We start from the raw sequence: 19,156 nt of genomic DNA on the forward strand, positions 1-19,156 counted from the left end.
CACACGCAAAGGACGGCCGGTGACCAAGACGTTGTGGGCGAGAATACCGCCTGCACTCCAACTTCCAGCCGTTTTCCGCTCCGCAATTGGACGCGAGATGCGCCGATCGAAGGACGGCGGGATCGACCTTCTCTCGAAGGTAGCTGTCTTTGGTTGATAATGCCGCCGTACAATCAGGCATAGATCTTGCGTTGATCCCTACTTGGCGATCGCGGTCGAGATCGGCTTGGTGCTCCGGCTGGCGTTTAATCGGCCCTGGCGCCAGACCGAAGGCATGCTGGTCGTATTTGGTGTTGGCGAATGGCAGCGTGAGAAGCATGGCGGCCACGGGCGCCGGACCTGGCGAAAGCTCCACCTCGCCGTCGATCCCGATACCGATGAGATCCTCGCGTCGGAACTGACGACCACTGCAGACGGCAACGCCTCGCTGGTCGGGCCTTTGCTGGATCAGATCCCACGCTCGATCGCTTCGGTCACGGCTGATGGCGCATATGATGGTGAGTCCGTCTACCGTACTATCGCCGAGCGGGATCCTGCTGCGGCCGTGATCATCCCACCACGATCAACAGCAGTGCCGAGCGACACGGCCGAGACGGCGCCCACCCAGCGCGACCAGCACCTCCAGCTGATTCAGGAGCGTGGTCGGCTCGGCTGGCAAAAGGCGGTCAACTATGGCCGGCGGTCCTTGGGCGAGGTTGCAATGATGCGTTACAAGACCGTGATTGGTCGTCGCCTCCACGCCCGGAATCTGCCAATGCAAAAGACCGAAGCCGCAGTCGGCTGCAAGGTCCTTAACCTCATGACCCGCCTTGGCATGCCGGTATCCCAGCGCCTCGCCTGAACTCCAGTGTCAGGGGCTGAATGCGGCTCTCATCCGAGATTACGCACCAAAGTCTGTTGGCTCTGTTGCATTAACCTTGGCGGGTTAGGAAAGGGCGGCCAATTGAGGAGCCGTCCTGATGTCTCTATTCAAGCGCCGCCGCTTTCCAGTCGAGGTCATCCTGCTGTGTGTACGCTGGGTATTGCAAATACGGGATCAGCTACCGTGATCTGGCCGAGATGATGGAGGAGTCCGGTGTCGCTGTTGACCCGAGCACTATCTTCGACCTGTGAGAAAATTCTTCCGAGGAGCGTTTGCTGCAGCTCAGGCCATGGCGTGCTCCCATGGTGCACGCAAGACAGAACGCAGTTGCTAGGCGGAGATGCTTGCGGTCAGCCTCCAAGCTGAGGCCAGAGTGCCTTGCGCGTTGCTGCCTTCAGGCGGTGCGGGCGGCAAATCTTGGAAGCCAGCGCAGACGAATCCATTGCTGGATATTGTAGGTCAACATTGCCCAGAGGGCTTCAGTGCTGACCTTCCTCAAGCCACGAACATGAAAGCGCCTGAGGGCAAGCTTCTCCTTCAACCACGCATTGACCAGTTCCGCCGCCCGTCCACGCTCGCGCAGCAAGATCCGCGTCTCGAATGTCGCTTGACGCGCTCGGAAGGCGCTCACCACTGGATCCTCACGGGTCACCACGATGGAGCGCCCATAGCGCCGGTTGCCAGAGCAGCACTGTCCACGCTTGAGACAAGGCCCACAATCCGCCTGACGGGCGCGATAGCGCACCATGGTCCGCCCCGGTCTCGCCTCCTGGCCGTCGCAGGCCGTCAGACGTTTGCCTTCCGGGCAGATGTAGGTGTTGGAAGCCGGGTCGTAACGGAACTTGTCCGGCAAGAACCCTTCGCCGATGCCCGCTCGCGCAAAGCGCTGCCTGGCCCGTCCATCACCTTCAGTCCACGGGCCCACCAGTTCAATCGCCTTCTCAGACACGGCCAGGATGTTCTGGCGGCTGGTATAGCCGGCATCCACCACCATCTGCTCGGGCGTCTGGGCCAGCCGGTCTTCGATCTGCGCCACCGCCGGAACAAGATATTCGTCATCAGGAGCGGCTTGCCCGACATGCAAGCCGACTGCGATGCCATGGGCAGCATCGGTGGAGATCTGGACATTGTAGCTCAAGCCATAATGCCCATCCCGGTGGCGCATGATCCGCGCCTGCGGATCCGTCGTGCTCACGCCGATCTGTTGCGTGCTCGCGCGAGCATAGCCCGGGCGTTTGGCGGCACTGATCTGCTGAACGTTGACGAGGGCTTGCTCGAGCCGCTCCATGCGCTCGCGGCGCGCCCGCTCGCGAGCTGCGGCTTGCCGCGGTGTCTGGTCCTCACTGCGAGGATCTCCCATGGCGGCAACATGTTCCCGAGCCGCCGTCAGATGCTTCCGGATCTGCTCCTCTTGTTTGAACGAGCTCGGTCCGGCCTGCGCGGTGATCTTCGTGCCGTCATGCATGACGGTCTGCAGGGTCACCAATCCCTCCTCACTCAAGATCCCAAGTACCTGCGTGAACACCGCGTCCAACGCGTCATGATGGGCCAAGCGGAAGTCGGACAAGGTATGATGGTTAATCGTGAGGAGGCCCGTCAGCCAACGAAAGCCGGGATCGTGCTCGCAGCGTCGCTCGACCTCTCGCGCTGAACCGATGCCGCGGCTGTAGGCGTAGATCCATAGGCTCACCAAAAGCCGAGGATCGTAGGCAGGCCGCCCAGCTCCACCTTCAAGCGAACCGATCTGGTCTACAAAGGCTGACAGATCAAGCCGGCCCACCAGTTCCCAGATCGCCCGAACCGGATGGTCCTCGTCGACCAGTCGCTCGACATCGAGCATGGTCCAGCACAGCTGCCGGCGATCAACGTGCACCAGCCGAACGCGCTTTAGCCGTGATGGATCTGAGCGGGAACAGGACGATTGAACCGTCTCACTTGAGGCCTGCGGATCGACAGGGTCCATGACCTGCCCTCCCTGGAAGACTCTGGCTATTGTAGCACGTTCGAGCTCCCAGTGGATTTTCTCACAGGTCGTCTTCCGCTGGGTTCAGCGCTATGCCCCAGAGATTGAGAAGCGAGTTCGCCAATGCCAGGGCTTTCGATCAGGATCATGGCGGGTTGATGAGACCTATGTTCGGGTCGGCGGGAGGTGGAAGTACCTGTTCCATGCTGGCAGAGAGACGCGACACTGGAGCAGCCTATCGCTTCTTGCGTAAAGCGCTCAAGACGATGAGCGACTATCCGCCACGCTCGATCACGACTGACAGACTGGCCTCGTACCCGAAGGCCATCCGACGCTTACAAAGCGAGGGGCTGCCGAAGGATATCGGACATCGAAATACTTGAATAACATCGTTGAAGCGGATCATGGTGCGCTCAAGTGCCTGATCCGGCCGGCGCGTAGCTTCCAGAGGATGAAGACAGCCTCTGCCACCATCGGGGGTTTCGAGGTCATGCGCATGATCCGCCGCGGTCACTGCGTCCTCAGCCACCCGGCGTGGCAGGCGAAATCCGTCTCGTCAACCAGTTCTTCGGCCTTGCCGCCTGGGCGCTCCATTCAACCGGGCTCGTTGCGCCCTTTTCAAGTTAATGCAACGGAGCCGAAACGTCCAAGCTTATGTCCGTTACAGCACGAACCAACCCTTGCTGAAGTCCATGGCCCCTTTGAGCTTGATCACACCTTCCGCCGACTTGTCGCTGTCGGTGTTGAGATAGATGAACGTCTCCTCGCCAATCTTCTCGTAACTGACCTGCCCGGCCTTGGTGAAGGCGTTCTTGCCGATGAAGGTGAAGGCCTGATCGCCCTTCTTCTTCACGTCAGCATCGATCAGCTTCAGTTCGATTTTGTCGCCGCCCTTGCCCGAAAAATCCGAAATATAATCGGCCTTGGCCTTGCTCGCGCCGGTATCCTTGTTGGCGAACACGAACACGTCCTTGCCCGAGCCGCCGGTGAGTGAATCCTGGCCGGCACCGCCGATGATCCGGTCGTTGCCGGAGCCACCATTGACCCTGTCCTTGCCTCCGCCGGCATTCAGGACGTCGTTTCCGGCACCGCCGGAGAGATTATCGCTGCCTGACCCGCCCGAGACCATGTCGCTTCCGCCCGTGCCGGTCGTGTTCTCAGTCGGCACGTCCGACAGCGCGATGGTCACTTTCTCGTCGTAGCTGGCGCCGTTTCCGTCGGTAGCCCGTACAACAACCTGATGGCCCATGGCCTGCTCGTAGTCCAGGAGGAACCCGTTCTTGACCGCGATGGACTTTCCGTCCGCGCCGAGCATGAACCGTCCGCCGGCATCGTCGAGCAGGCTGAAGGTGAAGGCCGAATCCCCATCGACATCGAGCGCGGTGAGCGAACCAACGACTGTTCCTGCACTCGCGTTTTCGGTCACGGCGGCATTCGAGAGGATGATATCCGATGGAACATCATTAACCGAAGCGACGCTCAGGACGAATGTCATCGGCGCGCTTTTCGCCCCAGCGCTATCCACGACTCGATACTCGAAGGAAACAGTGCCGTGGAAGTTCGCAGTCGGGGTGTAGCTGTAGCTGCCATCGGCCGCGAAGCTCAGCCCCGCAACGGGTGCGACCAACTCGTATGCAAGGGGATTGCCTTCGACGTCCGTTCCCGCCAGCACCTTGCCGGTGATGACCGTGTCCTCGCTTCCGAGTGCATTGTTGCCGGATATCGCGGCCACCGGCGCATCGTTGATGGCTTCCACCGTAAGCCTAAGGCTCGACAAGGCGACGCGGGCGTTGCTGCGGACACTAATTGCCAGATCGATGACACCGTTGAAGTTCAGCGGCGGGGTGCCCGACAAGGTTCTGGTCTCGGCACTGAATGTGAGCCATTCCGGCCAGGCCTTTCCATCAGCCAGAGTGATGCTCGGGTCCAATGCTCCCTGCCTGGAATAGAGCTCCTCGGGGAATTGGAACGACCAATGCTCGTCTTCGCCGACGCTTTGGTCTTCGAGAGCAACAGTGGTCAGTCGAATTGTCCCGTCCCAGAATTGAAGGAATTCAATTCCCTCGACATTGTCCTGGCCGTCTCCGGCATCCCGCCGATCCGAGATGTCGATAATGCCATCGCGATGGAGTGCGAATGTATAATCGCTGCGTGAGCCCGAGAGGACCGCGATGTCACCGTCGCCGTCGCCGCCCTGGAGAATATCATTCCCGGCACCGCCCTCCAGCCAGTCATTGCCGTCACCCCCCGACAAGCTGTCGTTGCCTGCGCCTGAGCGAACGGTGTCGTCGCCGGCTCCGGATGAGATGACATCCTTGTTGGCACCGGTCTCGATCGTGTCATTGCCCGCGCCGGTCGTGACCGTGTAGCGTTCCACGCCGTAGTGATAGAGCCGGGTATAACCGCCGATGGTGCTGGAGCTGGAATAGCCATCGACACCGGCATAATCGCCATCGAAGAAAGCTCCTTCCGTCAGCCCCGACCAGTCCACAACGAGGTGATCGTCCCGGCCCGCACCCATGTACACGCCATCTTGGGCAGTGTCGTCCTTGGTCGTGCCGCCGAACACGTAGACGGTGTCCGAGCCGTCCTGGGTATAGACCGTGTCAGAGCCAATGCTGGCGTTGCGGTTCAGCGTGATCACATCATCGTAATCGCCCGCGCCGGTCTTGAACTCCTCCAGGCGCTCCACATTCCGGACGTAACGCCCGTCTGCTAGCACGGTGTCGCTGGCATTGAGATCGAGCGTGATCGCCTGCGTTACATCCGACCAGTTCGCGCTCCAGCTGTCGTTGCCACTGCCGCCATCGACCTGATCCCAGCCAGATCCGGAGCGGATGATGTCGTCACCGGCGCCGGCCGCGATAACGTCACGGTTGGCGCCGGTCTCGATGGTGTCGTTGCCCGCACCCGTCGTGACTGTGTAGCGCTCGACGCCGTAATGGTAGAGCCGGGTGTGGCCGCCGATGGTGCTCGAACTGGAATAGCCATCGATGCCGACATAGTCGCCGTCGAAGAACGCCGCTTCCGTCAGTCCTGACCAGTCGACCACAAGATGGTCGTCTTCACCTATGCCCATAAAGACGGCATCGGTGGCGGTGTTATCCTTGGTCGTGCCGCTGAACACATAGACCGTGTCGGAGCCATCCTGCGTGTAGATCGTATTGGGGCCGATGCTGGCATCCTTGTTCAGGGTGATCTCATCGTCGAAGGCGCCGGCGCCGGTCTTGAACTCCTCCAGGCGCTCGACATTCTTCACGAAGCGTCCGTCCGTCAGGGCCGTGTCGCTGGCGTTGAGATCGAGGTTGATCGCCTCGGCCGCATCCGACCAGTTTGCGCTCCAGCTATCATTGCCGGCGCCACCGTCTACCTGATCCCAGCCGGAGCCCGAGCGGATGGTGTCGTCACCAGCCCCGGCCGCGATGACATCGCGATTGGCGCCTGTCTCGATCGTATCGTTACCCGCACCCGTCGCAATTGTGTAGCGTTCCACACCGTAGTGGTAGAGCCGGGTATAGCCACCGACGGTGCTCGAACTGGAGTATCCATCGATCCCGACATAATCGCCGTCGAAGAAGGCTGCCTCCGTCAGTCTGGACCAGTCGACCACCAAGTGATCGTCCGCGCCCGCGCCCATGTACACGCTATCCTGGGCAGTGTCGTCCTTGGTCGTGCCGCCGAACGCATACACGATATCCGACCCATCTTGCGTATAGACCGTGTCGGAGCCGATGGCCGCGTTCCTGTTCAGCGTAATCACGTCGTCGAAGGCGCCTGCGCTGGTCTTGAACTCCTCCAGGCGCTCGACATTCCGGACGAAGCGCCCATCCGTCAGTGCCGTATCGCTGGCATTGAGGTTAAGCGTGATTGCCTGTGTTGCGTCCGACCAGTTCGCATTCCAACTGTCGTTGCCGGCGCCGCCATCGACCTGATCCCAACCAGATCCAGAGCGGATGGTGTCGTCGCCGGCTCCGGATGAGATGACATCCTTGTTGGCACCGGTCTCGATCGTGTCATTGCCCGCGCCGGTCGTGACCGTGTAGCGTTCCACGCCGTAGTGATAGAGCCGGGTATAACCGCCGATGGTGCTGGAGCTGGAATAGCCATCGACACCGGCATAGTCGCCGTCGAAGAAGGCCGCTTCCGTCAGGCCCGACCAGTTCACCACCAAGTGATCGTCCGCGCCCGTACCCATGTGAATGATATCGGCCGCCGTGTCGTCCTTGGTCGTGCCGCCGAACACGTAGACCGTGTCGGAGCCATCCTGCGTGTAGATCGTATCGGGGCCGATGCTGGCATCCTTGTTCAGGGTGATCTCATCGTCGAAGGCGCCGGCGCCGGTCTTGAACTCCTCCAGGCACTCGACATTCTTCACGAAGCGTCCGTCCGTCAGGGCCGTGTCGCTGGCGTTGAGATCGAGCGTGATCGCCTGCGTCACGTCCGACCAGTCCGCCTTCCAGCTGTCGTTGCCGGTGCCGCCGTCGACCTGATCCCAGCCCGCGCCTGAGCGGATCGTATCATCGCCGGCGCCTGCCGAGATCACGTCCCGGTGCTGGCCGGTCTCGATCGTGTCGTTGCCCGAGCCGGTCGTGACCGTGTAGCGCTCGACGCCGTAGTGGTAGAACCGGGTGTAGCCGCCGATGGTGCTCGTGCTCGAATAGCCGTCGATGCCGCTGTCATAGTCGCCGTCGAAGAACGCCGCTTCCGTCAGGCCCGACCAGTCCACCACCAGATGGTCGAAACCGGAACCACCATACACCTCATCAACAGGTGTATCGTCCTTCGTTGCGCCACTGAAGCCGACGATCAGCGTATCGTTTCCTTCCAACCCTCGGAGAATGTTGGCTCCGCGGTTGCCGACCAGAACATTGTCGAGGCTGTTACCGGTAAGATCGATTCCGTGGGCATCATCCGCCAGCGTCACGTTCTCAATCTGAGCACCCCAATCGGTGTCGAGCGAGAAGGTCGCTCCGGCAGCAATGCCTCCGATCAAAAGGCGAATCTCGTCTGTTCCTTCGCCGGCCAGTTCCAGAACCCGGTCTCCCAGGCTGTCGAGCACGTACGTATCGTTGCCCGCGCCTCCCTCGAGCGTATCCACGCCGCCGCCGCCGTTGAGGGTATCCGCGGCGGCCGTGCCGATGATCTGGTTCTGGTCCGCGTTTCCTGTTCCGCTCCGGGCCGAACCCGTCAGCACGAGTTCCTCGATCCCGCTTCCATCCACCAGAGTAAAGTTGACGGATGAGATGACGCGGTCGTAGCCGCCTGCATCTGCTCCATCGTGGTCATAGACGGAATCGCCCTGATGATCGACGAGGTAGAGATCGTCGCCCGATCCGCCCTTGAGAACATCGGCACCTTCCCCGCCGTCGAGCGAATCGTTGCCACCGCCTCCATAGAGCGTGTCGTCATCGAGCCCGCCCAGAAGGATATCTTTGCCCTCGCCGCCGAGAAGCACATCGTTCCCGGCACGTCCCTCCAGGCGGTCATCTCCCAGCAAGCCGAGGAAGATGTCGGACCCGGCGCCGCCCAGCATGGTGTCGTTGCCGAGATTCGATCCCTCGAACACTTCGATATTCGAGTAGGTATCGCCTTCGGCATCCCCGCCGCTGGCTTCGCCTGTCTCCCGATCAATGCGGATGGCTGCTGTCGAGTTCTCGTAGGTGACGATATCGAAATCGGCGCCGCCATCCAGGGTGTCGGCACCCGCACCGCCGTCGAGGACGTCATCTCCGTCCTGTCCTTCCAGCCGATCCCCTCCAGCGCGCCCGTGGAGATAATCGCGACCGGTTCCTCCCCGGATCACATCGGCAGCCGCGCCGCCGTAAAGGTAGTCCGTGCCGCTGCCGCCATCGAGCGTCGCGGAGATGTCGAGATCGACGGAGAGCAGGATCGCGTCATCCCCCGCGCCGCCGTTCGCCACGATTCCGCTAACGTTGTCAAACTGCTGCGAGCGCGAGAAGGCGAGCACGGAGACATCACCGCCGCTGCCTCCGATTTCGAAGGTTTCGTCGCCATCGCTCTTGTTGGAGGTCGCACGATAGTGAGCCCGGTCACCGATGTTGAGAACGAGGTTCGTTCCATCGAGCGTGCCGAGATCCGGTGGGGGCGGCGGAGTATCTCCGGCCGCGACCGGAGGAACGTCGGAGAACGAGAAGCTGCCGAGCGTGTAGCGTGGCGAGTTGTAGCGCCAGAGGTCATAGCCGGCCACGTTCACGAAGGCTGCGAAGCCTGCCGTGATCTGGCCCGACATGTCGAAAATGCCGAAAGGATTGGTCAGGAGGGCATTGCCCATCTCGTCGAGATAGATCTTCCCGTCTGCGGGGGATCCATTGACGATGTCATTGAGATTCAGAAGGATTTGACCGGCAATGTTGCCAGCCCCGCCGATGGTGGCGAAAGGAATCGATGCGTTGACCGCAAGTTGAAGCAGAACGGAGAGGGATGCCTCTGGAATATCCCCATCGTCTCCCCGCTGATCGCTGACAAAGAAGCCGTTGAAGACCGTTGCGTAATCCGTGAATCCGCTTTCCTTGAACTGCATCAGGCCGCGCGTGTCGAAGCCGAACGCCATGTCCATGGCCACCTCGATCGCACCTTCGAGATTGATGGAAATTCCCGGAACGATGGGGAAGACGGCAAGATCGAGGAGGTCGCCCGAGGGGCTTCCGTCGGGTCCGAGATCGCCGCCGAAATCGAGCGACAGCGCTGGCAGGTCGAGCGAGAACAGGTCCGCCTGTCCGCCCAGGAGGAAATGGAAGGCCTCCATCGGATTTGTCAGGATCGGGAACTTGAAGAAATCGCCTAGGAGCATGTCCTCGAGGATGTCCTGGCCGCTTTGTCCATCGCTATCGACGGCGCTGTAGCCGCCGCCTACCAAGCCGCCGAGGAACGTGGCGAGGTTGGGAGTGTTGCCGACGGCATTCAAGGCGTCGGGTGCAATTCCATCGAGGAAGACCGCAGCATCCCGGATGTCTTCCAGGATCTCGAACGAGCCGAGATCATACTCGTCGGTGCCGAAGGTCTTACCCTGGAAGAAAGCGGCCCAGTCGACGATATCGTCTACGAGTTCGATGAACCCGACCGCACCCGTCAAGTTGGCATTCGGCTGCGCCATCTTGACGAAGTCGATGAGCGTGATCTTCCCATCGGCCGCATCCGTGCCCCCGACATCCGCTCCCGCCTTGTCGAAGACCCCTTCCCAATTGGGGAACACTTTCAGGAAAGTCAGGTCCGTGCGGAAGATGGCCAGCGCCTTGTCAATCGGCTGGAGAACCGGGTCGAGATGGGCGAGGATCGGCTTGATGAAGTCCTCGACGAAAGTGCCGAAATCGTAGCTGACGTTGTTGAACACGACCTTCGGCGTGCCGCCGAAGGGCTGACCGCCATCCGGGTTGACAGTCGAGTTATCGAACGCCCAGTCGACGGCGAGGTCGGCACTGATCTTGGGCAGATTGGCGGCACCCATGTCGCCCGACAGATGGATGTCGATATCCGCCTGTCCGGTGAAGGTCGCATCGAGGACGTCGACCCCGCTGTCGATCTCGGACAGCCTCAGCTTGCCGTCCGCGTCTGATTTGAGGTCGACGGTGAACGCCCCCGTCACGGATGAGCCCATGTCGGTGGCGTTGAAGTTGAGAAAACCGAGCGATGCATCGGCTGCCAGTTGCGGAGCCGTGACGCTGATTCCGAGCGCCAGTTCGGGCGCTCCTCCATTCGTCACGAGGTAGAAGGCGTCGGTTCCGCTGGCATCCGCGCCCACCGTGAATTCGAATGCGCAGGAGAGTTCGACCTGCGCCTGGCCGGACGTGCTGATCCCCAGCCCGCCGAGACCGAGATCGGATGCGAGGTCAAGCGTGATAGTTCTCACCTCGTCACAGGTGAAACTGATCTGGACGTCGGTGCCGTTGATGATGACGTCTGCGGCGGTCTGAAGGAAGTCGGCTGCTCTCAGAGCGTCATTGATCGCCGTCTCGATCTGCGCCTCGGCATATTCGGGCAGGTTGTTCAGATCGTCCAGCGTCTCGAAGATCGTCTCTTTCAAATCGCGGATCTGGTTGACGGTCGATTCCGCTTTGTCGAAAGCATCCTGCAGCTTGTCGCCGATAAAGGGCAACTTCTGCGCCAGAACCTTGGCGGAAAGAGCGGTCTCGATATACCCCAGTGCCTTGTTCACGCCCGCTTTGAGCTGAGCAATCTTGTCGGCAGCAACCAGCGTCATACTTTCCCCCACGCGCGTATTATGTCAGCAGTATTCGCTCACGCACTGAGCCCTAAGCTCTCGCGAGTGCTAAAATCGTAGGTTTCGGCGACCGCATGCCATGCCCGAACGAGCATCGCACTTGCGGTTTCAATAACGGGAGTTCGGGCTGCTATTCTCGGGTGGGCAGGCGACATCGTTCTGTGCCAGAAGCCACAGATATGCCCGTTCCTTCGCCATCCACTCATTCCGGCCGCCCCAATGCCCGTCAGCTCGGCGAGATGTCTATTCCCCCTGCAACTCTGCCATTTCTTCTCTACGGACCGGGCGACGGTTTTCGACTTAAGATCGCACCGCAGCCGGGCATGGCTTCATCCAGGAAAGTGCATCAACCCGATTTATTAGCTCAGTGAGCCATAAATGGTAAAAGCTCTATGCGTCAAGCGGGTACTCCCTTAGGGTTAGGCCACTGCTTTAAGGTTGCGCGATGAGAATACGGTTGCGGCCCGGACTGACTTTTGCCTACGCTATGCTCTTTGCGACTTTCCTGTTTCAGGTCATAGGAACATATCCGGCGCAGGCGCAGTCTCTTGCGAAATTGCCGGGCCAGGAGAGGGTTTTTATCGGCCCGACGGCCGATCATTTCGTCGATCCAACTGGCCAGGCGACGATCGAGACCGTTGCCGCCCATCCGTCGCTCTTTACCGCAGCGAACGGCCGCACTGCCAATCGCGGGGTCAGCCCCACCGGCAACGCGGCCTTCTGGCTTCGGATGAGGGTGCCCGATCTGCCCCCCGGGGCCGGTTGGGTCATATCACTGCACGAGTCGCGGATTTCTCATGCAGCTCTCTTTGTCCCGACAGGGACCGAATGGCGAATAGTCGATTGGAAGCCGAAAGACGACTATGCCGCAGGCAGAGAACTCCTGCGCTATCCTGCCTTTCACGTCGAAGCCGCGTCCATCTCGGGGCAGGAGCTCTACATTCGCGTGGAAACGCATTCCTCCATGCGAGCCCTGCTTTGGCTGGAGTCGGAGCGAGCCTATGCCGCAACCTATGGTCAGCAGGCTCTTGCCTTCGGCGGATTGATGGGGGCGCTTGTGGCTCTCTTTGCCTATCTTCTTGCCATCGGTTGGGCTCTTAGGGACGGAGCACTGCTTCGGCTGAGCGCTCTCGTTCTGGCTTTCATGATTTATGTCGCAGCGGACCGAGCCTTTCTGGAGACTGCTCTCATTCCAGGGTCATTCGATCTCTCCCGCATGGCATCACTGTCGGGCAGTCTGCTGACCTTCGCAGCCTGGTTATCCTTCGAAGCATGCTACCTGAGGGTCCGGACGTACCGGCCATGGCTTGCGCGGGTGAACAGGGGCGGGATCGTCATTCTTCTCATCTGCGCAGCTCAGGTGGTCGTCGAATTCGTGGCGGACATCCGCATGATCCGGCTCTATTCATCCTATATAGGTCTCGCCGCTCTCGCCGCCGGAGTTGGACTCGCACTAGCGATGATGTTCCACGAATGGCGCCGATCCCTTCTGTTCCTTCTATGCTGGTTTCCGGCGATTGCCGGCGGTGCGGCGAGGTTGCTGCTCGATACGGCGGACGGCCTCGCTCCTAACGCGTTTGCAGTGAATGGCGTCTATTTGGGTGCGGGTCTTTCGCTCCTGATTTTCGGAATTGTGACGTCGCTCGATATCCAGGCCCGCGAGCGCAGACTTCTACGCGCATCCCAATCGAGCGAGGCGCGGTTCCGCAGCTTTGCCGACAGCGCGTCCGACAGCTTCTGGGAAACCGATGAAGAGGGACGATTGGCATACCTTGCGGGGCGCATCGACGGTAGGGCCCTGGGGGTTTCTCCCAGGAGCGGTTTCATCGAAAGCCTGCGTCGCACGTCGCGCTCGTCCGGCATCCAAAGTCTCGCGACCCTCGAAAGGGCCCTTCGGGAGCGAACCGCTTTTCGATCTGTAGTGCTAGCCCTTCAGGAGCAATCGGGTTTGGACCGTTATCTCGCCGTCAGCGGAGCGCCTATAACCGATATACATGGCCGCTATTGCGGCCATCGCGGCATCTTCAGCGACGTCACCAATGAGATTCTGCTGAGCGAGCGGCAAATGCAGCAGCAGAAGATGGCGGCTCTCGGGCAGCTTGCGGGAGGCGTGGCACACGAGATCAACAATTTACTCCACCCGATCATCAACCTGACCCGACGGGTCCTCGGCAGCCTCGATCCCACCGACGAAAGGCGATATCAGATGGGGATCGTCGAGGATGCGGGACTGCGTGCCCGGGAGATCGTTGCAGGAATCCTGACGACGGTGCGTCCCGGCTTGCAGGCCAGCCCGCTCGTGCCCTTCGACCAAGCCCTGGCAAAGGCGATCGATGCGGTGCGGCCTGCCATTCCGGCAGCCGTGGAACTCGATGTCAGAATCGATCGGGTAGACACATTTTCCGTCCCGCTTGGAGAACTTCTTCAGGTGATCGGCAATCTGGTCGGGAATGCTGTGCATGCCATGGCCGGTGCCGGACGGATCGAGATTTCGCTCAGCCATCACGCGGACCGGGATGAGGCTGTTCTGTGCATTGCGGACAATGGCGCGGGTATGGATGCCGATACACGCAGGCAAGCTTTCGAGCCGTTCTTCACGACCAGATCCACGAGCGGGGGGACCGGTCTCGGCTTGGCCCTTGTTTACAGGATCGTTACCGGATGGGGAGCATCGATCGACATCCAGTCCGAAGTGAACCAGGGCACAAAAATAGTCATCACGTTTGTGGATGACTAGAGAAACACAAGAGAGGAAGCAATCGGCCATGCAGAGTTCATGTCGGATCTTGGTGATCGATGACGTATTGGGAGTCCGTGAGTCAATCCGTATTGCGCTGTACGCCGCAGGCTACGAGACCGTCACAGCCGAAAACGGTCAGCAGGCTCTCGAGCTTCTAGCCTCGGGCTCCTTTGACGTCGTCGTAACCGACATATGGATGCCGGGTGTTGACGGGATCTCGCTGATCAAGCGGCTTAGGAACGAGCAACCGCATCTGCGGGTCTTCGCTATGACGGGCGGCGGGCCCCGAATGACGATCGAGACGGCTGCCTCGCTGGCAGAGGTTTGGGGGGCTGAGGAGGTCTTCGTCAAGCCATTCGACGAGGCGCTTCTGATCGAGGCAATTGAGGGCAGGGGGCGCTAGAGGCCTTCGCCCCCATCCCGATCGGCTTGCAGGTGGCGTATAATATGCTCCAGGGCACTTGCCAGGGCCAGCCGCTGCTCGCCATCGAGCTTGTCGATGGCCGTGGTGATGTGATGAAGCGGATCGGCAGCGAGAAGTGCGCGCCCAGCCTCTGTCAATTCAACCTGCCTGGCGCGTCCCCGTGCCCGTCCTTCGAGATTGCGCACATAGCCTTTCGCCATGAGGGTGCGCACCGTGCGGGTGACGGGACCAACGGCAATACCCTGAAATCGGGCAAGGGCGCTCGCTGTCCGCTGCGCAGGTTCGGCGGAGGCGAAGTAGCGCAATGCTGTCCACTGGGCCGGGAACAGATCCGCTGCAAATCCAAGGGAGTGCAGAGCTCGGGAGGTTTGATCGAGGAGGCGTGCCAGAGCCGCCGCTTGAATCTTGGGTCTCGGTGACAAAGTGCGCTCTGGGTTTCGGAACTGCACTGTTACTCTTCTTGGCCGAAGAGGGCAACGCTGTCACCTTCCGAGCTTCGCTGAGTTGTTCCGCTCGAGAAGAAGGTCATTTTTCGTTTGGTGGGGTCAGCGCAAGATCTGTGTCTAATGAGGGATCAGTGCAAGATCTGCTCCCGATTGAGCGCCGGCATTATCAACCAAACACAGCTACTTTCGAGAGAAGGTCGATTCCACCAGCTTTCGTTCGGCGCATCTCGCGTCCAATTGCGAAGCGGAACACAGACGGAAGCTGCAAGGCCGGCGGTACTCGCGCCCACAAGGTCTTGGTCACTTGTCGCCCTTTGCGCGTGCGGCGCGGCGCCTGGCCTGTGACGGTCCGCTGCGACCAGCGGAAGCCAATTTCGTTGAAGTAGAGATCCGCCAGATGCGGGCTGATGTGGTGGAACACCCCTGAGACCGTACGGCGGATGCGATCATTGAAGCCCTCCGCCGAGTTGATGTGCACGGGACCACGCGCATACTCGCGAGCCTTATGGTGGACGGTGTCGTGGGCCGCAAACGCGCTGCCCAGGGACACAAACGCCTTCCACTCATCGCTCATCAAGTGAGCCTTAGGGTCAACAGCTTCTGTAAGAACCCGATCGGCTTCGGACTCGGATAGATCCTCAATCACCGCTGCCCGAACCTCACCGGACAGCGCACCAACGCTCACATCCGGCCGCCGCTGCACGGCCACAAGTGCTGGTGTTTTCAAGGTTTTCGGCTGGCCTTTGCGTCCGCGGCCGGGTGGAGAATAATTCGGATCCCGCCGCGGCTTGCCGCCGACATAGAGCCCGTCGATCTCGATGACACCATCCAGCGCCTGCTCGCGCCCAACCATCAGGCGCAGGGCATGCCCCATACGCCAGGCTGTTGGTTGGCTGACGCCCAACGCCTCCGCCAAGTGGATCGACGAGATGCCCTTGTCCGACTGCAGCATCAGCCAGAGGCCAGAGAGCCAAGTCCGCAAAGGTAGTTTCGTCGCGTGCAGAGGTGTGCGGGTTGTGACGGTGAACTGAAACCGGCAGGTGGCACTCGAACATTGGTAGAGCCCAAGCCGCGTTCGCCTCCCACTTCCATGACTGGTCAGAGCGATAGAGCGGCGATAGCCACAGGCGGGGCAAATCCGTCCCTTGGGCCAGACCATGGCTTCAACCAGGCGCCGGCAATGATCCTCGTTCTGGAAGGCTTTGACCATGTCTCGCATCGTGGTGATGCCCGACTAACCTGCTCGTTCTCCACCACGGCCTCGAACTCCTTGACCCAGACGGAGCGAATGTTGCGCAAGGTCTGTGCGGCGCGCTCGACCGCTTGGCGGGTCGCGTCCTCCCAGCTGTCCGGCGACTGGGATGACAACTCCACCATTTTCACGATCGACATAGGTCCCTCCTTCGCTCCGGCGCCTGAGCAGCGCCTGAAGGGACAAGCGCATAAAAGGGCGACCGTTCCTGGTCAGGGAAGCGTCTCCCGGGCTCCATTCCCGTGCACGTGGCTATCTGCATAACGCTGGTGCCCGAGACCCTCAGGCAACCCGGCTGCTTCCGTCAATCCGACGCAGGCAAACGTGCTATTCTGCAGGGCCTGCCCTCGGTTCGAAGCGGATTTGCCCCATGACACACCGTTACGTTCAGCAACTGCAGAAAGCACGCGAGCGGCTGGTCGCGCACCGGCGCGAGATGGCCGAGATCATCCTCAACACGGCGGCCTTCATCCCTGAGAGAGCCGTGGAGTTCACAGAGATCCAGGACGCGATCAAGTCGATCGACGAGGCGATCGAGGATGAAGCCAAGCGAGCCGGCACCGTTCTTCGTGACGAAGATAGCATTTAGTGCGCCATCAGGACCGGGACTGTCGTATTCGCCAGGATGTGGCTGGTGGCCCCACCGAAAATGAACTGCCGCAACCGGCTCTGGGTGTAGGCGCCCTTGATCAGCAAATCGCACCCGAGCGACACAGCTGCGGACAGAATGGCTTCGCCCGCATGTCCGTGCGGGTTGGGCAAGGATCTCGTCTCCACCGACAGCCTGTTCCGCGTGAGGGTGCGGCTGAGATCCCGCGTCGACGGGCCGGATACGCCCCAGTCCTCAAAGTCGACCACCACGATCCGCTGCGCCCGGGCCAGGAGCGGCATCGCCAACGCCACCGTCCGCGCCGTCTCCGTGCTTCGGTTCCAGGCGATCACCACAGTCGTGCCAAGGGTGCCAGGCGCTGTCGCAGGCACGAGCAGGACCGGCCGGCCACTCTCGAACAGCACCGCCTCGACTGTGGGTGGGCGGGGGTGATTGGGCTGATCGCTCGGCCGCCCGAGCACGGTGATGTCGAAGGCCCGTGCATAGTGGCCGACGAAGGCGTCCTCGGCCAGATCACCGCCGTGCCAGCCGAAGCAAAGACCGGAGGGATCTGTGTCGGATCGTGGGACCCCCTGGGCCGTCATGAAGGTCTCAAACAAGCAGCGGGAGCCCTCGGCCCGCTGCCGCCGCACCTCGGGATCGAGAAACGAGATGTCGCCGATGGTGATGTCGGAGGCGATGTAGGGCGGCAGGTCAGGGGTGATCGCCATGCCTTCCAGGTAGCCGTCCAGGGCTCGTCCGAGCAGCAGCGCGGTCTCGAGGACAGGCTGAATGAAATGATGCTCTTCCACCGGAACCAGGATCGACTTCATGGCTCATCTCCACACTGAACGATGGCTGCCCGAAGCTGGGGAGGATTGTACTCTTCCGGCCGGGCGTTGTCGTGTAGGCGGGGATGTTTGGCCTGATCTTACCTTGCGCGAGCGCCAGGTAACACACTTGGCTCAGGCACGAACACGTCTCATTGTTCAAGGCGAGGATGCTCGTTGGACAAGGAACGCGAGTTGGTCGGTAAGTGCAGACGAACGCGCTGGAAAGACACCATCCAGCGCTGCCGTGCCAACGGTAAAGCCAGCAGCTCTTGCCGCGATGACGGCGGCAATCCGCTCTGGGCGGTCGATGGAGCCGGCCACCACCACCGGCTTGGTGGCGACCGCCCGGCAGACCCGGCTGATCAGATCCGGTACATCGCCCTGGAAGCGGTAGGCGAGGAGGTCGAGACCATGGACGCCCTCCATCGCCGCCAGTTGGTGGGCGCTCTCGACAAGGGCATCTGTGGTGCCCACAAGGACACTCGGATGACCCATGACCTGACCCGGAAACGGGTAGTAGCGGATGCCTGTGCCGGCCAGGACGGGCAGAACCACCTGCGGGCGTGTGCCGCCCATCAGGACGTCGACCCTGAGCTCGACGGCCGCACGGGCAGAGGCCTCTTCGCTCCGTGCGTCCAAGCTGACGACCTCCAGATAAAGCGTCGCACCGGCGGCTTGGATCCTGTCCGCGAGGCTGCGTAAGCCGGCGAACGGTAGCCCGACGTCCTTGAAGCCGATATGGCGCACGCCTGCACGAAGAGCGTCCGGCACTCGGTCGACCGCATCCGGGATGGTGCGATCATAGTGGGTCAGCATGAAGATGAAGTCACATGCCATCAGCTTGAGCCCACGTCGTTGCGTTCGGAAACACCCGGCACCAGCCCAGACAATTAGGTCATTGCCAAGCGCCTCGTTCGGTATGAAGCGGCGGCGATCGAGCACTAGCCCGGAGTTGAGCGTACATCGAAGCAGCATGCTTACAAGTCGAGCCCATGGAAACAACGGCTCCGTGTTCCTTGGGAAGGGCCACTCTTGGCACGCCTGAGACGTAAGCGATTGGTCTGCTTCGGCGCTCAGAGCTGACGTGTGAAGAGTGGCCGGAATGTGAAAGTTTGACCCGAGCGGACCTTCCGCTTTGTGTCCGGATGTGACGCTACAGCCGGACACGCCTTTCCAGCTCAGCTCGAGCATGGGTCAAGGCATCTCTCACAAGGAGCTCCATTTCTGGATTATATCTGACTGCCGGAAGCGCGACGTTGATGGAGCCGAGTGGCTCACCGTCATCGGATAGGACAACTTGAGCAAGTCCAACAATGCCGGGTGTGAATTCTTCCAACGAATACGCGACCCCGGTTCGTTTCACCTCGTCGAGTTGGCGTCGCAAGTCCCCAACCGAGGACAGGGTCTTGGGCGTAATTGGCTCGAGCAAGACATTCGCGAGGTATTGCTCCACCTTGGACGTCGCCAAATGGGCTAAGATGACCTTACCACCGGATGTCGCATAGAGCGGCGCGAGATCGCCCAATCTCATATGCGAAACCAGACGCTGCGGTCCGCTGACCGTCGCGACGACTTCGGCCTGATCACCCTTAAGCAGATTGAGCGCGGATGACTCTCTCGTCCTCGCCGTGAGCTCTTCGAGAATTGGCTGAGACTGCGTGACAAGGTCCTGCGATCGGGATGTCTGTGGCCAGCCCCCACGAGGTGGTCCGGTGTCAATGTTAGTGCATGATCGGTCGTGGCGCTACGGCTGGGGTGGCCGGCGGAGTTGGCCGGGGTTGCGCAGCCGGCCATAGCACTGTCTCGGG

The 19,156-nt window shown here is 61.0% G+C and carries 11 protein-coding genes and 5 pseudogenes; 8 read left to right on the forward strand and 8 right to left on the reverse strand.

Features of this window, described 5'->3' with window-relative positions:
• The 3 pseudogenes from ACS5Q1_RS37565 to ACS5Q1_RS37575 form a co-directional block, all read left to right on the forward strand.
• A pseudogene (locus tag ACS5Q1_RS37565) lies at positions 1-157 on the forward strand (IS1595 family transposase); the annotation flags it as partial.
• Positions 158-199: 42 nt separating this feature from the next.
• Positions 200-841 (forward strand): annotated as a pseudogene (locus ACS5Q1_RS37570) (IS5 family transposase); the annotation flags it as partial.
• A 118-nt stretch (positions 842-959) separates the two neighbouring features.
• Positions 960-1,104 (forward strand): annotated as a pseudogene (locus tag ACS5Q1_RS37575) (IS6 family transposase); the annotation flags it as partial.
• 152 nt (positions 1,105-1,256) lie between these two features.
• On the opposite strand, the gene ACS5Q1_RS37580 reads toward ACS5Q1_RS37575, so the two are convergent.
• Complete coding sequence (locus tag ACS5Q1_RS37580; RefSeq protein WP_473103029.1) at positions 1,257-2,825, reverse strand: IS1182 family transposase; 1,569 nt, start codon at positions 2,823-2,825, stop codon at positions 1,257-1,259.
• Here ACS5Q1_RS37580 and ACS5Q1_RS37585 point away from each other — a divergent pair.
• A pseudogene (locus ACS5Q1_RS37585) lies at positions 2,824-3,208 on the forward strand (DDE-type integrase/transposase/recombinase). The gene ACS5Q1_RS37580 and the pseudogene ACS5Q1_RS37585 overlap by 2 nt on opposite strands.
• Positions 3,202-3,327: pseudogene (locus tag ACS5Q1_RS37590) on the forward strand (DDE-type integrase/transposase/recombinase); the annotation flags it as partial. The pseudogenes ACS5Q1_RS37585 and ACS5Q1_RS37590, both read left to right, overlap by 7 nt.
• Positions 3,328-3,486: 159 nt before the next feature.
• Here ACS5Q1_RS37590 and ACS5Q1_RS37595 read toward each other — a convergent pair.
• Positions 3,487-11,043 carry an Ig-like domain-containing protein gene (locus ACS5Q1_RS37595; protein WP_473103030.1) on the reverse strand — a complete coding sequence of 2,519 codons (7,557 nt, stop codon included), beginning with the start codon at positions 11,041-11,043 and terminating at the stop codon, positions 3,487-3,489.
• Positions 11,044-11,521: 478 nt separating this feature from the next.
• Between ACS5Q1_RS37595 and ACS5Q1_RS37600 the strand changes: the two genes are divergently transcribed.
• Together ACS5Q1_RS37600 and ACS5Q1_RS37605 are read left to right on the forward strand one after the other, a co-directional pair.
• Positions 11,522-13,801 (forward strand): ATP-binding protein, encoded by a 2,280-nt coding sequence (locus tag ACS5Q1_RS37600; RefSeq protein ID WP_473103031.1) that lies wholly within the window; start codon positions 11,522-11,524, stop codon positions 13,799-13,801.
• Positions 13,802-13,829: 28 nt separating this feature from the next.
• Positions 13,830-14,207, forward strand: a complete 378-nt coding sequence (locus ACS5Q1_RS37605) for a response regulator (RefSeq protein ID WP_473103032.1) — start codon at positions 13,830-13,832, stop codon at positions 14,205-14,207.
• Here ACS5Q1_RS37605 and ACS5Q1_RS37610 read toward each other — a convergent pair.
• The 3 genes from ACS5Q1_RS37610 to ACS5Q1_RS37620 all read right to left on the reverse strand — a co-directional run bounded on the left by ACS5Q1_RS37610 (position 14,204) and on the right by ACS5Q1_RS37620 (position 16,066).
• The gene (locus ACS5Q1_RS37610; RefSeq protein WP_473103033.1) at positions 14,204-14,650 is read right to left on the reverse strand and encodes a MarR family winged helix-turn-helix transcriptional regulator; all 447 of its coding nucleotides are present in this window, start codon (positions 14,648-14,650) and stop codon (positions 14,204-14,206) included. The genes ACS5Q1_RS37605 and ACS5Q1_RS37610 overlap by 4 nt on opposite strands.
• 190 nt (positions 14,651-14,840) lie before the next feature.
• The gene (locus ACS5Q1_RS37615; protein ID WP_473103034.1) at positions 14,841-15,884 is read right to left on the reverse strand and encodes an IS1595 family transposase; all 1,044 of its coding nucleotides are present in this window, start codon (positions 15,882-15,884) and stop codon (positions 14,841-14,843) included.
• Entirely contained in the window at positions 15,773-16,066 is a 294-nt protein-coding gene (locus ACS5Q1_RS37620; RefSeq protein WP_473103035.1) for a dodecin family protein, read from the reverse strand. Before ACS5Q1_RS37620 ends, ACS5Q1_RS37615 begins: the two co-directional genes overlap by 112 nt.
• Positions 16,067-16,296: 230 nt before the next feature.
• Here ACS5Q1_RS37620 and ACS5Q1_RS37625 point away from each other — a divergent pair, with 230 nt between their 5' ends.
• Positions 16,297-16,515, forward strand: coding sequence for a hypothetical protein (locus tag ACS5Q1_RS37625; protein ID WP_473103036.1), 219 nt, complete (start codon positions 16,297-16,299; stop codon positions 16,513-16,515).
• Here the strand turns inward: ACS5Q1_RS37625 and ACS5Q1_RS37630 are convergent.
• From ACS5Q1_RS37630 to ACS5Q1_RS37640, 3 genes are all read right to left on the reverse strand, one after another.
• Positions 16,512-17,348: a universal stress protein gene (locus ACS5Q1_RS37630; protein ID WP_473103037.1), complete on the reverse strand. Its 837-nt coding sequence runs from the start codon at positions 17,346-17,348 to the stop codon at positions 16,512-16,514. The two genes, ACS5Q1_RS37625 and ACS5Q1_RS37630, sit on opposite strands and share 4 nt — an antisense overlap.
• 156 nt (positions 17,349-17,504) lie before the next feature.
• Positions 17,505-18,185: a 4-hydroxythreonine-4-phosphate dehydrogenase gene (locus ACS5Q1_RS37635; RefSeq protein WP_473103038.1), complete on the reverse strand. Its 681-nt coding sequence runs from the start codon at positions 18,183-18,185 to the stop codon at positions 17,505-17,507.
• 316 nt (positions 18,186-18,501) lie between these two features.
• Complete coding sequence (locus tag ACS5Q1_RS37640; RefSeq protein WP_473103039.1) at positions 18,502-19,068, reverse strand: IclR family transcriptional regulator; 567 nt, start codon at positions 19,066-19,068, stop codon at positions 18,502-18,504.
• Positions 19,069-19,156 lie beyond the last annotated feature (88 nt).

The organism is Microvirga sp. GN3 (genome assembly GCF_055792825.1).